Here is a 12,767-nt window from a genome sequence, read left to right on the forward strand (position 1 = left end):
TCATCCCCGAAAGCTGGTTTATCTCCTAAAAATCCCATCCCATCAGAAATTAATCAACAGGTTGCATATAATCAATTATCTGTCTTAGCTTGGGGGAAAGGTTCATGAGTGAAGCATTGCTTATCGCGAAGGCGCAGCCAGCACAGGATTTAGTGATTTTATCGGCATTGGCAAACCGTCATGGGCTGATTACCGGCGCGACCGGTACCGGTAAAACGGTCACATTACAAAAAATGGCTGAGCAGTTTTCCCGTATTGGCGTACCGGTATTTCTGGCCGATGTGAAAGGCGATTTATCCGGTATTGGCGCGGAAGGTATTGAATCAGAAAAACTGCAAGCAAGACTGACGGCAATTGGCGTCACTGACTGGCAACCCCAAGCTTGCCCGATTGTACCTTGGGATATTTTCGCTGAAAAAGGCCATCCCATCCGGGCCACCATTTCTGATCTTGGCCCGCTGCTACTGGGGCGTCTGCTTGATCTCAATGAAGTGCAAAGTGGCGTACTGCAATTAGTGTTTAAAATTGCCGACGACAATAATTTGCTGCTGTTAGACATGAAAGATTTGCGCGCCATCGTGCAATTCGTTGGCGACAATGCCAAGCAGTTCCGCACCCAATACGGCAATATTACGCCCGCCTCGGTAGGCGCTATCCAGCGCGGTTTACTGACCTTAGAACAGCAGGGTGCTAATCAATTTTTTGGTGAGCCGATGCTGGATATTCACGATTTGATGCGAACTGACAGCAATGGGCAAGGTGTTATCAATCTATTGGCCGCTGACCGGCTGATTAATCAACCTAAACTCTATGCCATTTTCCTGCTGTGGTTGTTAGCCGAACTGTTCGAGCAACTGCCGGAAGTCGGTGATGTCGATAAACCAAAATTGGTCTTTTTCTTTGATGAGGCCCATTTATTATTCACTGATGCCCCGGCGGCGCTGGTGGATAAAGTTGAACAAGTGGTGCGGTTGATTCGCTCAAAAGGGGTCGGCATCTATTTTGTGACACAAAATCCATTGGATGTTCCCGATAAAATCCTCGGCCAATTGGGTAACCGTGTGCAGCATGCTTTACGTGCTTTTACTCCACGGGATCAAAAGGCGGTGAAATCCGCTGCGCAAACCATGCGCGCGAACCCGGCATTCAGTGCTGAACAGGTGATTACTGAGCTGGGTGTCGGCGAGGCACTTATTTCTTTCCTTGATGAGAAAGGGCGGCCCAATATTGTTGAGCGTGCCATGGTGATTGCCCCACAATCCAAAATGGGCGCGCTGGATGCCACTGCACGTAATCACGCCATTAATCATTCGCCGCTATATGGCCGCTATGAAGAGATGGTGGATCGCGAGTCAGCTTATGAGAAATTGTCTGCCGGTGGCTCCTCAACCTTGGGAGATGCGGCTTCGGGTGGGGAGGCGGCACCTCAGCAACCAGATGCTCACGGCGGCGGTTTGATGGATGGGCTGAATGATTTGTTGTTTGGCTCTACCGGGCCGCGTGGCGGCAAGCGCGATGGTATTGTCCAGACTGCCGCCAAAAGTATGGCGCGCGATCTAGGCCGACAAATTTTGCGTGGTGTTTTGGGGTCAATTACTGGTGGGCGCAAGCGTTAAAAACACTGCAATGACCTAGTCTCTAAAACGAGAAAACCCGCCATTAAGGCGGGTTATCCCGAATATCTGTCGGCTACAAAGGCATAGTTTCCTACCCTATGTGCCTATCAAGTTGTACCTTGGTTCATTGGTACGAGAGGGACTATATAGCGCGTAAATTACAGAGTCAATAGGTGCTGTCAAGTTGCTACCTTAGTCAGGGTATTGTTGCGAGTCAGTTCTGAGGAACCAATAATAAATCTTTAAATGTAGCGCTGTGGAGATTAACGTTAACAAATTGAAATAACAAAATATATTACTGGATATTATGTATGTCAGTTGAACGTATTATTGAGTCAATATCAGGAAAACGTATTGCGACATATGAGCGTTGTTTTGAAACAACTGATATATCGGAATGTCTCGGTATGTATATCTGGAATAAGCGAGTATGCGCCGAACTGTTGCCTGTACTACAAATACTGGAAGTCTCTCTTCGCAATGGCCTCTGTTCGGGCTATGAATCCTTATTCAGAGAACGCCTAAAGCAACAGGGTAAGAATGCGGCTGAAATTGATGCTGCATTCGACCCTATGTGGCTTAAGAATTTCTATGATTCAGCCACCGATAATCAATATAAAGATACCAAGGTTGCAATAGTATCGGCAGCAAATAAGTTGGAAAAGAGGGGAATAGAGCTCACTGCGGATAATTTAATACCAGAATTAACCTTTGGGGTGTGGAGCCATTTGTGTCAGTCCCATGATATAAATGCCGATCAATCTTTACGACTGTGGCCGGACTTACTTTACCATGCATTCCCCGGTAGAAAAATGAAGCACCCGCAACTGATTAATATTCTAAGAAATGTTAACCGATTACGGAATAGAATTGCTCATCATGAGCCAGTCTGGTACTCAAAAAGTCTTTATGGCACACCCGCATACTTGAATAAAGTCATCAATTTTTATAATGAGTGTTTGATATTGATTGAAGCAATCAACCCTTCAAATCTCAAAGCCATTACTTTGGTGAATAGTCATGCGTCATTGACTGCACTTTGTTCTATCCAATGTGTTGCAGAGTATAAAAATCTCGCGGCGGGAGTCCATGAAATTCCTCAACTCAATATTAAAAACTGGCATACTCATGCACAATTTAGTGAACGTATACGTGGTGCAATATCATCAATTCAGGGCGATTTAGTATCAATAAAAGCTGTTGATGGTAATTATGCTGGGCAATTTTTTATAGATAAAAGAGATAAGGCCATCTTGGTGGGACTTGCTCAGTTAAAAGTAGGGGAACTGGTGACCTTTATCCCTACAAGATTTGATGACTCTTTTATTGCCACCAAAGTGCATTACAATCTACCAACTTAGTCAGTTAGGTTAAATATGCTGTTATTGATCGATAATTACGATTCGTTTACCTACAACCTTTACCAGTATTTTTGTGAGCTGGGCGCGGAAGTGGTTGTTAAACGTAATGATGAAGTACAACTAGCTGATATTGAAAGATTATCACCATCCCATTTGGTGATTTCGCCCGGCCCCTGCACCCCCAATGAGGCCGGGATTTCTGTGGCCGCGATCCGTCATTTTGCCGGTAAATTGCCCATATTGGGCGTCTGTCTGGGCCATCAGGCGCTTGGGCAGGCTTTTGGCGCACGTATCGTGCGGGCGCGGCAAGTGATGCACGGTAAAACCACAGCAATTCGCCATAATGGTCAGGGTGTCTTTCGTGGGCTTAATCAGCCGCTTACTGTGACCCGCTACCACTCTTTAGTGATTGCTACTGACTCTCTACCTGATTGTTTTGAGCTGACCGCATGGACTGAACAAAACGGCGTGATGGATGAGATTATGGGCATCCGCCATCGCACTTTGCCACTGGAGGGCGTGCAGTTCCATCCGGAAAGTATCCTCAGCGAACAAGGCCATCAATTATTGGATAATTTCCTTAAAAATTAATTGGTTGAATTGCATTTTCTCTATTGGTTAATTTTTTGTTTGCTTGATTTTGATTTTTTATGCATATTTTGTGATTATATTCTCACTCGTCAGTAATTGGCGGCTCAATATTTTCTCAGATTGGACAGTGCAATGGCAGATAAATTAGCAGTGACTCGCAGTACATTCGACCAGGTTATTTTGCCTGTTTATGCACCCGCGCAGTTTATTCCGGTCAAAGGGAAAGGTAGCCGCGTGTGGGATCAACAAGGCACGGAATACATTGATTTTGCAGGTGGAATTGCGGTTACAGCACTCGGTCATTGCCATCCGGCGCTGGTGGCGGCATTACATCAGCAAGGTGACATGTTATGGCATACCAGTAATGTATTCACCAATGAACCCGCCCTGCGTTTAGCACAAAAACTGATTGCGGCGACCTTTGCTGACCGCGTTTTTTTTGCCAATTCCGGTGGCGAGGCGAATGAGGCGGCATTTAAGTTAGCCCGTCATTACGCTATTGAACGCCACAGCCCGTATAAAACTAAAATCATTGCTTTCCATAATGCATTCCATGGTCGCACGCTGTTTACTGTATCGGTCGGTGGGCAACCCAAGTACTCCGATGGTTTTGGCCCGAAACCGGCCGATATTATCCATGTGCCGTTTAATGACCTGGCTGCGGTAAAAGCGGTCATGGACGACCACACTTGTGCGGTGGTGCTGGAACCTATTCAAGGGGAAGGGGGCATTACCTCCGCGACACCAGAGTTTCTGCAAGGTGTGCGCGCGCTGTGTGATCAACACAAAGCGCTGCTGGTGTTTGATGAAGTGCAAAGCGGTATGGGGCGCAGTGGTAAGCTGTTTACTTATATGCACTACGGCGTGACGCCAGATATCCTCACCACGGCTAAAGCGTTAGGCGGCGGGTTCCCGGTCAGCGCGATGCTGACGACTGAAGAAATTGCCTCGGTGATGGCGGTAGGAACCCACGGCACTACCTATGGGGGGAACCCACTGGCCTGTGCGGTCGCAGAGGCCGCGCTGGATGTGATTAATACCCCAGAGGTACTTGATGGCATTGAACAGCGCCACGGCCTGTTTGTGCAGGCTTTGCAAGAGATTAACAGTAAGTATCAGGTGTTTGATGACATCCGCGGCATGGGGCTACTGATAGGGGCACAATTAACGCCGCAATATCATGGTCGCTCGCGGGAGTTCCTGACGGCAGCAGCAGCGAATGGTTTAATGATTCTTAATGCCGGGCCAGATGTATTACGGTTAGCGCCTTCGTTGGTGATTGAACCCGAAGATATCCAGCAAGGTATGGCGCGTTTAGAAAGGGCGGTTGCCAGCCTGGTCAAAGGTTAAATCGTATTTTTGTCAACGGATTGTGGAGAGGTTTTTTGCCTCTCCTTTTTACGATGCCGTCCCCCGCAGTTTCCGGCTACGCCAAATACCGTGGTGCGGCTGTTGCTGCCATGCCAGCGATGAAACGGTATGCATCACACTCAAATGAGACAAAATACGCCGTAAATTACGTTCAAGTTCAGAGATTTGCGTATCAGTATCTCTATCTGGCATTTGAACAAAATCGTTATTCCCCTCACGGGTATCTGACTCTAGCCGTTGCTGACATTGTTGAATCGCCATTTCACAGAGCTGTAAATACTCTTCCGCCAACCTAACCGTCAGCTGAATGTGGTGTTTATCTGATTCTGCCGGTGACTCTGCCAATGGATAAGCCCGCGTCAGTATAGTCATCTCATTGATATTCCCGACAATAAGTTCGCTATGGGTGGCCCACAGACGCATGTCCGCCAGATATTCTGAGTTGAACCCCGGCTCCTGCATAGCTTCTTTCAGTGAACTGAGGACGGCGTTGCTGGCTTTGTTCACGTGGATGCGCTCAAACGACAGTTGCTCAATATTCGGATTAGGTTTCAACAGGATGCGCAGGATTCTCTGATAACTTTCCAGCGTTTGATGCGCATTTTTACGCAGTAAACCGCTTTGCCACTGCGGCCATAGCCACAATGTACTGGCAAAGGCCAATGCACAGCCGATTAACGTATCTAACAATCGCGGGATTAAAAAGTCCGCACCTTCGCCGGTCAATAACTGCAAGATATAGACCGTAGTGATGGTTCTGAGAATGACCGACCAGCCATAGTTTTTGCGTTGAACCAGATAGGCCCCCAGGGTGATAAGCAACATAATGCTTAGCGTGGTGCCTTCCGGCATTTGAAAATGCAGCAAAGCTGCCGCGAGTAACAGCCCAATCAGGGTGCCAAGGGCGCGGTGATGAATTCGAATTTTAGTGGCGTTATAGCCGTTTTGTGTGACCAGCATCACGGTGAGCAAAATCCAATAAGGTTTAGGCAGATGAATCAAGGTACCGATGTAACTGCCGGCGGCCAAAGTGACGCCAAGGCGAGCGGCATTCCGCAAGGCACTGGATTTAAAAGATAAATAGCTGGTGAGTGCTGGCCAGAACGGCTGAGATAGCTGGCTGGACATCAAAGCGCGTTCATACTGCGGGCGTTGGTCGCTCAGGATTTGGGTAACATGGCTGATATGGTAATAGAAGAATTGTGCCGCTGGGTTATCCGGATGCTGCTGGGCAATCTCTTCCAGTTCGACCAGCGCATCATCTGCACTGAAATGATTTTTCGCTCGGTGATGATAGAGAATATCATCGGCGATGGTGCGCATTTGCGTCGAGATAACCTGCATATTGCGCTTAAGGACTTTCTCTATCGGGCTTTGGTCAATTAACTCTTGCGTTTTTTCTGACTGACTCACTGCCGCGGTGATGTGTTCCTGTAAATCGAGCGCCATCTGAAACAAGTTCAATAGCCGTTTCCGCTCTTTTTTAGTGGCATTGTCTATCAAGTTAAATTGCTGATAAATCTGATTAATCTTGTCCATTATACCTTGTTGCCGGTCAAGCAACGGCGGTATTGCCTTTTCTAGCGCCACATGTTGACCCAACAAACTGTATTTAGCATCACAATAATCGGCCAACAAATGATAAAGCTGACTCAATGGCTCACGGATCGGCTGGTCTTTACATAACCGGAACCATAGCCAGGTAAATAGGCCATACCAGAGAGTCCCCACGGCACACATCAATGGCGCTTGCCAGATAGGCGTACGGCCTACCATGCTGAGGCTAAAAATAGCGGCGATAAGTGCGGCGGGGAGCAGGCGGCCATTGAGCTGGCTGATAGCGCCACTGACACCCAATATTAATGCCAAGCCAAGCATCACCGCAGGTAATGGAATATCCCACAGCAGCAGTTGTTGAGTCAGAAAACTACTGAAAGTAAAGATAGCCCCGCCGACAATCAGTCGCTGGAAGAAATGTTGATGGGGGGTATCTAGCGCTGCAATATTACAGCAGGCGGGTATCAGGGAGAACATCAACCCCAACCGCAATTCGCCTATCGCGAACCCCAATGCCGCCGGCAAGCAGAGAACAAGTGTCTGGCGGAGTGCATAATTGACTTCAGGATGATAAATAAGCCGTTGCCAATTCATATAGGCCCCAGAGATTTATTAATTACATAACATATACCCAGAAGGCGGCAATTGAGCGAGTCCCCAAGAATCTACTTACTTTAAGGTCAACGACCAGTAAGTGACTGGGGTGACAAATCTGCTGGGAGCAGATTTGAACGCTGCTTGCAGCGGCCTCGCAGAGGCGAGGCCCATGGACGGGCCGAGTAGTGAAAGCAGCCAACACACATGCAGCTTGAAGTATAACGGGTATAGAAGAAAACTGGTGCCGAGGGTATCGGCACCAGTTTATAGGGAATTAACGAGTGCCGTAAACGACAATCGTTTTACCATGCGCGGAGATCAGATTTTGATCTTCTAGCATTTTTAGTATCCGCCCCACAGTTTCGCGGGAACAGCCAACTATTTGACCAATTTCCTGGCGGGTAATCTTTATCTGCATCCCATCTGGGTGGGTCATGGCATCCGGTTGTTTTGCCAGATTAAGCAGCGTTTGTGCAATGCGCCCAGTGGCATCCAGGAAGGCGAGGTTACCCACTTTCTCAGATGTTATCTGTAAGCGATTCGCCATTTGTGACGACAGGCGCATCAAGATATCTGGATTAACCTGAATCAGCTGACGGAATTTTTTGTAAGAAATTTCAGCCACTTCACAGGCGGTTTTTGCCCTAACCCAAGCACTACGTTCTTGGCCTTCTTCAAATAATCCAAGCTCGCCGATGAAATCTCCCTGGTTTAAATAGGAGAGAATCATCTCTTTACCTTCTTCATCTTTGATAAGCACCGCAACGGAGCCTTTCACGATGTAGTAAAGCGTTTCGGCTTTTTCACCTTGGTGAATTAGCGTACTTTTCGATGGATATTTGTGGATATGGCAATGAGGCAGGAACCATTCGAGAGTCGGGTCTGTTTGTGGCTTGCCGAGAACCATTCGCTGTTATCCTCTGTTGTTATCGCAGCCTAACTTAACAGGGCTCAGAGTTCCCTGTACGGCGTGCTTATAAAATACACTTTCATTTAGCATATTAATTTGCTCAACTGCCGAAAGGTATAGCCAAGATGCGTACCGAGTAGAAACCCTTCACTGAGTATTGAGAAGCTACCCTATTTAATTCTAAATACAACACTTTCGGTTCTGTTTGTAGCACAGGATGAGGTCGGTGTCTTGTGTTGTATCGCTTCAGCATGATGAACATCGGGTTACATTGCCAGTTTGTAAATGAAAGGGTAGTCTGAATGAGAAAATTTAACCGGGAGCATGAGTTATGCAAGCACGTGTAAAGTGGGTTGAAGGGCTGACATTTTTAGGTGAATCCGCATCTGGTCATCAAGTTTTAATGGATGGAAATGCAGGAGATAAAGCCCCTAGCCCGATGGAAATGTTGTTAATGTCGGCGGGGGGCTGTAGCGCAATTGATGTCGTTTCCATTTTGCAAAAGGGGCGCAACGATGTGCGCGATTGCGAAGTGACATTAACCTCGCAGCGCCGGGAAGAAGCACCGCGCCTGTTTACCCAAATTAACCTGCATTTTATTGTCAGCGGCAAAGGGTTGACTGATAAAATTGTTGAGCGTGCAGTTGAGCTTTCAGCAGAGAAATATTGCTCGGTTTCTTTGATGTTAGGGAAAGCGGCGACTATTACCCACAGTTTTGAGATCCGCGAAATCGCCTAAATAAATCCTTCGCCCTTGCAGCTGCAGAGTTGCTAACCGCCTACCTGCAGCTCCAAGACAGAAGAATTATCCGATCTTCTTGCCTTCCAGCAATTGCTGCACCAGCGGGGCCATAATCAGCTCCATTGCCAGCCCCATCTTCCCGCCGGGGACAACCAACGTGTTGATATTGGAAATAAAAGACCCTTGCAGCATTGCCAATAAGTAGGGGAAATCGATTTGGTCCAAACCTCGGAAATGAATGACAACAAAACTTTCATCCAGTGAGGGAATGGCTTTAGCAGCAAATGGGTTTGAGGTATCGACGGTCGGCACGCGCTGAAAGTTAATGTGGGTGCGCGAGAACTGCGGCGTAATGTAGCTAATGTAATCGTCCATGGAGCGCACCACGGAATCCATCACCGCCTCACGGGAATGGCCGCGCTCACCGGTATCCCGGACTAATTTTTGAATCCACTCCAGGTTGACGATGGGCACCACGCCGACCAGTAAATCTACATGTTTTGCCACATCATGATGCTCGGTCACGACTCCGCCGTGCAGCCCTTCATAAAATAATACATCGGTGGGTTCTGGCAGCGCCTCCCAAGGGGTGAAAGTGCCCGGAATTTGGTTATAAGGTACAGCTTCATCATAAGTGTGCAAATACTTACGTGAACGCCCCGAGCCATTTTTGCCGTACTCTTCCACACTGTCTTCTAACTGACCAAAGTCATTGGCTTCTGGGCCAAAATAGCTGATATGACGCCCTTGATCCCGTGCCTTACGGATGACGGTATCCATTTCTGGGCGGGTATAGCGGTGGAAGCTATCGCCCTCAATTTGCGCCGCGCGAATATTCAATTGCTGAAAAATTTTGCGAAACGCCAGGCTGGTTGTCGTCGTCCCTGCGCCACTTGAGCCGGTGACGGCTATAACCGGATGTTTAGTTGACATATTAGCTGTAACTCCATGGGGTTAGATCCTCAGTGGACAGGCTGAAATTGGCTGTTTTTTAGCGCTAATGGCTGATTTTTTTAGGGCTAAGGGCTATTTTTAGGGCAAATTGTCCGGCTTGTCACTCTGATTTTACTCGGCGAGTGTCGTGATCCGGCGAGGATTATGGCAACTCTTCGGCACCGGCTCGAAATGCACCGCGCGGCATAATATTGATGGTCTCGTGTAACTCGGACCAGACCAAAACCGCCCCACCACTGACCAACTGACGGCGGACGTCTTCGACTTTTTGGGTCAATGAGCGCTCATGCTCGCCGTAATCTGTGCCTTCACGTAGCACAAAGGCTTCCAGCAGATTATCCAGTGTTTCACTGTCGACTTGTTGCCAAGGGATCATCATGATGATTGCTCCAAATAGGGGGAAAGCCAGGCTGGAATACGTTGTTCCAGCCACATTTGTGGGTGTTTTAAGGAGCCGCCGACAAAACCGACATGGCCGCCGTGCTCTGTGAGCTGATAATCAATATTGTCCGGTAACTCGTTGAGATTCGGGATAACCTCGGCGGTCATGAATGGATCATCTTTGGCATGAATGATAAGTAGCGGCGTCTTAATTTGTGACAACTTAGGTAAAGCGCTACAACGCCGATAATAATCCAACGCATCATTGAAGCCATGTATTCTAGCCGTTATAACATCATCAAACTCTCTGATTCGCCGCAGTCCTTTCAATTGAGTCAGATCCAACGGCAGGCTGCCGGGGTAATGCAGTAGCTTACGGGTGGCATTTAATTTGAGTTGGTTCAACAAATAGCGCTGATAAACCCGAGAGAAACCTTGCTCCATGCGGTCAGCACAAGGTTCTAGCATCAGCGGTGCAGAAACCACCACGGCTGCCTCTAATAAACTCTGTTGCTCTTGTTGAGCTAACTGCCCTTGTTCAGCTAAATAGAGGGCCAACATATTGCCCCCTAAAGAGATGCCAACCGCGGCGGTGGGCACCTGACCATAACTTTCCCGCAACCAGCGCAGAAAAAAGCGGGCATCCTCTGTTTCACCGGAGTGATAAATGCGTGACTTGCGATTTGGCTCACCACTGCATCCGCGAAAATGCATCACCACACCCAGCCACCCTCGGTCTTGCCAGGCGCGCAGTAACCCATGGGCATAAGGGCTATAAAAATTTCCTTCCAGCCCATGGAATAGCACCACTCTGGGCTTATCGCGCGCCAGCTCAGGGTTTTCACTCCAGGCCAGATCGACAAAATCCCCATCGGGCAGTTCCAGCCGTTGCCAAAAAGGTTGCAGTTGTACGCGCCGCCTGACCAAACGGGGCAGCAGCGTTTGTAGATGTGGGTTACTGGCACCGGCCAGCGGACGAAATATTTCATGCATATGGTGAATGGAAATCATGTCATTGCTCTTGTGTGATCAATAGCACACTGTTAGCTTCATGGGTATATCGCGCATCATTTTGGGTGAGAGGCACCCGTCTCATGGAACTGAGTTTATTTCTTTCAATGGTAGGTTTTCTCTGGGTTGCTGCAATTACCCCTGGCCCAAACAATATGTTATTAACCTCAGCCGGGGCCAACTTCGGTTTTATGCGCTCTATCTGGTTGATGTTAGGCATTATGTTGGGCATGCAGAGTATGCTGTTGCTGGTGGCATTTGGTGTCGGCGGCCTGATATTAGTTTATCCCTCCCTGCATTTAATCCTGAAAATTCTCGGCAGTCTTTATCTGCTGTGGTTGGCATGGAAAATTGCCACTTCGGCCTATGAAAAATTAGAAACCAATGTCGTCCCGCCAAAACCGCTGCGATTGTATCAGGGTTGGCTATTGCAGTTCCTTAACCCAAAAGCCTGGCTGATGGGATTAGGGTCAGTCGCCAGTTTCAGTATGGCGGGTGCGGCTTATAATCATTCCATCTTAATGATAAGCCTTGGCATGTTTATGGTGAATCTGGTGGCCGGTATTATTTGGCTGGGTTTTGGTACTTTGATTGGCCGTTTGCTGCGCAGCCGCCGGGCCTGGTTTACTTTTAATATCTCGATGGGGTTGCTGACAGCGGCCTGTGTACTACTTATTTGGCACTGATTTATTTGGCACTGACAATACTCGTCATACTGCAAGCTGCATGCGCGTTGGCTGTTTTTATGACTCGGTTCGCGGCCGATTTGTCACCCCAGTCACTTACTGGTTGTTGACCTTAAAGTCAGTAGACTCCGGGGGATTTACTCAATTGCCGCCGGCCTGCAACTCGAATTATTTAGAGTACGATCATGGGAGCTATTGATGGCTTACAACTATTTCCATGTTGATGCGTTTATCGGCAGCGGGTTATCCGGTAACCCGGCTGGGGTGTATTTACTGAAAAAGCCACTGTCGGCAGAAAAAATGCAGCGTATCGCCGCTGAAATCAATTTACCGGAAACCAGTTTTGTCTGGGACGAAGGGGATAAATCGGCAATTCGGTGGTTTACGCCCGAACGTGAAGTGGATTTATGCGGTCACGGCACCTTGGCGGCGGCGCATGTGATGTTCAATGTGATTAATCCCGGTTTGCACGATATCTGTTTTCGTAGCGCCAGCGGTGATTTACATGTCAAACGCGATGCCGATAACTTCAGTCGGTTGTCGCTGAACTTCCCCACATTGCCGCCAGAGAAAATCGCGATTTCGGTGCAGTTGAAAACCTTGCTAGCTGTTGATATTCAACAAGTATGGCAAGCAAAATCTCTGCTGGTAGTGCTGGAGAATGAGCAACAGGTTCAGCAATTACAGCCGGATATTGCTGCGCTCATTGCTTTCGCTGGCCGTGGTGTCATTGTGACGGCGCCGGGTGATGAGGTCGATTTTGTTTCGCGCTACTTTACCCTGAGCAGCAATGAAGACCCGGTGACTGGATCGGCCCATTGCACATTAATGCCCTATTGGGCGGCTCGGTTGGGCAGGTCGTCCCTCCATGCTCGCCAGATATCGGCGCGAGGTGGCGAGTTATTCTGCACGTTAGCCGGAGATCGCACGGTTATCTCCGGTGAATCTCGCATTTTCCTCAAAGGCGAATTATCCCTTTAGTTAACTATT

12 protein-coding genes are annotated in these 12,767 nt (G+C 48.2%); 7 read left to right on the forward strand and 5 right to left on the reverse strand.

Going from position 1 to position 12,767, the window contains the following annotated elements; translation table 11 throughout:
• The first annotated feature begins 104 nt into the window (after positions 1-104).
• The 4 genes from OP863_RS01065 (at position 105) to argD (ending at position 4,918) form a co-directional block, all read left to right on the forward strand.
• Positions 105-1,616, forward strand: a complete 1,512-nt coding sequence (locus OP863_RS01065) for a helicase HerA-like domain-containing protein (protein ID WP_265525792.1) — start codon at positions 105-107, stop codon at positions 1,614-1,616.
• Between the two features lie 311 nt (positions 1,617-1,927).
• Positions 1,928-2,977, forward strand: coding sequence for an Abi family protein (locus OP863_RS01070; RefSeq protein WP_145509939.1), 1,050 nt, complete (start codon positions 1,928-1,930; stop codon positions 2,975-2,977).
• A gap of 15 nt (positions 2,978-2,992) precedes the next feature.
• Positions 2,993-3,568: an aminodeoxychorismate synthase component II gene (locus OP863_RS01075; RefSeq protein WP_145586401.1), complete on the forward strand. Its 576-nt coding sequence runs from the start codon at positions 2,993-2,995 to the stop codon at positions 3,566-3,568.
• A gap of 132 nt (positions 3,569-3,700) precedes the next feature.
• Complete coding sequence (argD, locus tag OP863_RS01080) at positions 3,701-4,918, forward strand: bifunctional acetylornithine/succinyldiaminopimelate transaminase (protein WP_265525793.1); 1,218 nt, start codon at positions 3,701-3,703, stop codon at positions 4,916-4,918.
• A 48-nt stretch (positions 4,919-4,966) separates the two neighbouring features.
• On the opposite strand, the gene OP863_RS01085 is transcribed toward argD, so the two are convergent.
• Together OP863_RS01085 and crp are read right to left on the reverse strand one after the other, a co-directional pair.
• Complete coding sequence (locus tag OP863_RS01085) at positions 4,967-7,090, reverse strand: YccS/YhfK family putative transporter (protein ID WP_145591577.1); 2,124 nt, start codon at positions 7,088-7,090, stop codon at positions 4,967-4,969.
• A 277-nt stretch (positions 7,091-7,367) separates the two neighbouring features.
• Positions 7,368-8,000 (reverse strand): cAMP-activated global transcriptional regulator CRP, encoded by a 633-nt coding sequence (gene crp / locus OP863_RS01090; RefSeq protein ID WP_265525794.1) that lies wholly within the window; start codon positions 7,998-8,000, stop codon positions 7,368-7,370.
• Positions 8,001-8,334: 334 nt separating this feature from the next.
• Between crp and OP863_RS01095 the strand changes: the two genes are divergently transcribed.
• Entirely contained in the window at positions 8,335-8,742 is a 408-nt protein-coding gene (locus tag OP863_RS01095; RefSeq protein ID WP_004875129.1) for an OsmC family protein, read from the forward strand.
• Between the two features lie 66 nt (positions 8,743-8,808).
• Here OP863_RS01095 and OP863_RS01100 read toward each other — a convergent pair whose 3' ends face one another.
• From OP863_RS01100 to OP863_RS01110, 3 genes are all read right to left on the reverse strand, one after another.
• Positions 8,809-9,678, reverse strand: a complete 870-nt coding sequence (locus OP863_RS01100) for a phosphoribulokinase (protein WP_038637163.1) — start codon at positions 9,676-9,678, stop codon at positions 8,809-8,811.
• Between the two features lie 163 nt (positions 9,679-9,841).
• Positions 9,842-10,078 carry a YheU family protein gene (locus OP863_RS01105; protein ID WP_265525795.1) on the reverse strand — a complete coding sequence of 79 codons (237 nt, stop codon included), beginning with the start codon at positions 10,076-10,078 and terminating at the stop codon, positions 9,842-9,844.
• A complete protein-coding gene (locus tag OP863_RS01110) occupies positions 10,075-11,073 on the reverse strand; it encodes a hydrolase (protein WP_265526304.1) in 999 nt (332 codons plus the stop codon). Before OP863_RS01110 ends, OP863_RS01105 begins: the two co-directional genes overlap by 4 nt.
• Before the next feature lie 101 nt (positions 11,074-11,174).
• Here OP863_RS01110 and OP863_RS01115 point away from each other — a divergent pair, with 101 nt between their 5' ends.
• Both OP863_RS01115 and OP863_RS01120 read left to right on the forward strand, forming a co-directional pair.
• A complete protein-coding gene (locus OP863_RS01115; protein ID WP_050291820.1) occupies positions 11,175-11,777 on the forward strand; it encodes a LysE family translocator in 603 nt (200 codons plus the stop codon).
• A gap of 198 nt (positions 11,778-11,975) precedes the next feature.
• Positions 11,976-12,758, forward strand: coding sequence for a PhzF family phenazine biosynthesis protein (locus OP863_RS01120; RefSeq protein ID WP_265525796.1), 783 nt, complete (start codon positions 11,976-11,978; stop codon positions 12,756-12,758).
• Positions 12,759-12,767 lie beyond the last annotated feature (9 nt).

This window comes from Yersinia sp. SCPM-O-B-9106 (C-191) (assembly GCF_026183365.1).
GTDB lineage: Bacteria > Pseudomonadota > Gammaproteobacteria > Enterobacterales > Enterobacteriaceae > Yersinia > Yersinia rochesterensis.

What these genes read in the sequence shown, in the direction of transcription:
- OP863_RS01085 (WP_145591577.1), bottom strand. Translation starts at nt 7,090, where the DNA reads ATGAATTGGCAACGGCTTATTTATCATCCTGAAGTCAATTATGCACTC.
- OP863_RS01115 (WP_050291820.1), top strand. Translation starts at nt 11,175, where the DNA reads ATGGAACTGAGTTTATTTCTTTCAATGGTAGGTTTTCTCTGGGTTGCT.
- OP863_RS01065 (WP_265525792.1), top strand. Translation starts at nt 105, where the DNA reads ATGAGTGAAGCATTGCTTATCGCGAAGGCGCAGCCAGCACAGGATTTA.
- OP863_RS01075 (WP_145586401.1), top strand. Translation starts at nt 2,993, where the DNA reads ATGCTGTTATTGATCGATAATTACGATTCGTTTACCTACAACCTTTAC.
- OP863_RS01110 (WP_265526304.1), bottom strand. Translation starts at nt 11,073, where the DNA reads ATGCATGAAATATTTCGTCCGCTGGCCGGTGCCAGTAACCCACATCTA.
- OP863_RS01095 (WP_004875129.1), top strand. Translation starts at nt 8,335, where the DNA reads ATGCAAGCACGTGTAAAGTGGGTTGAAGGGCTGACATTTTTAGGTGAA.
- OP863_RS01100 (WP_038637163.1), bottom strand. Translation starts at nt 9,678, where the DNA reads ATGTCAACTAAACATCCGGTTATAGCCGTCACCGGCTCAAGTGGCGCA.
- argD (WP_265525793.1), top strand. Translation starts at nt 3,701, where the DNA reads ATGGCAGATAAATTAGCAGTGACTCGCAGTACATTCGACCAGGTTATT.
- OP863_RS01105 (WP_265525795.1), bottom strand. Translation starts at nt 10,078, where the DNA reads ATGATGATCCCTTGGCAACAAGTCGACAGTGAAACACTGGATAATCTG.
- OP863_RS01070 (WP_145509939.1), top strand. Translation starts at nt 1,928, where the DNA reads ATGTCAGTTGAACGTATTATTGAGTCAATATCAGGAAAACGTATTGCG.
- OP863_RS01120 (WP_265525796.1), top strand. Translation starts at nt 11,976, where the DNA reads ATGGCTTACAACTATTTCCATGTTGATGCGTTTATCGGCAGCGGGTTA.
- crp (WP_265525794.1), bottom strand. Translation starts at nt 8,000, where the DNA reads ATGGTTCTCGGCAAGCCACAAACAGACCCGACTCTCGAATGGTTCCTG.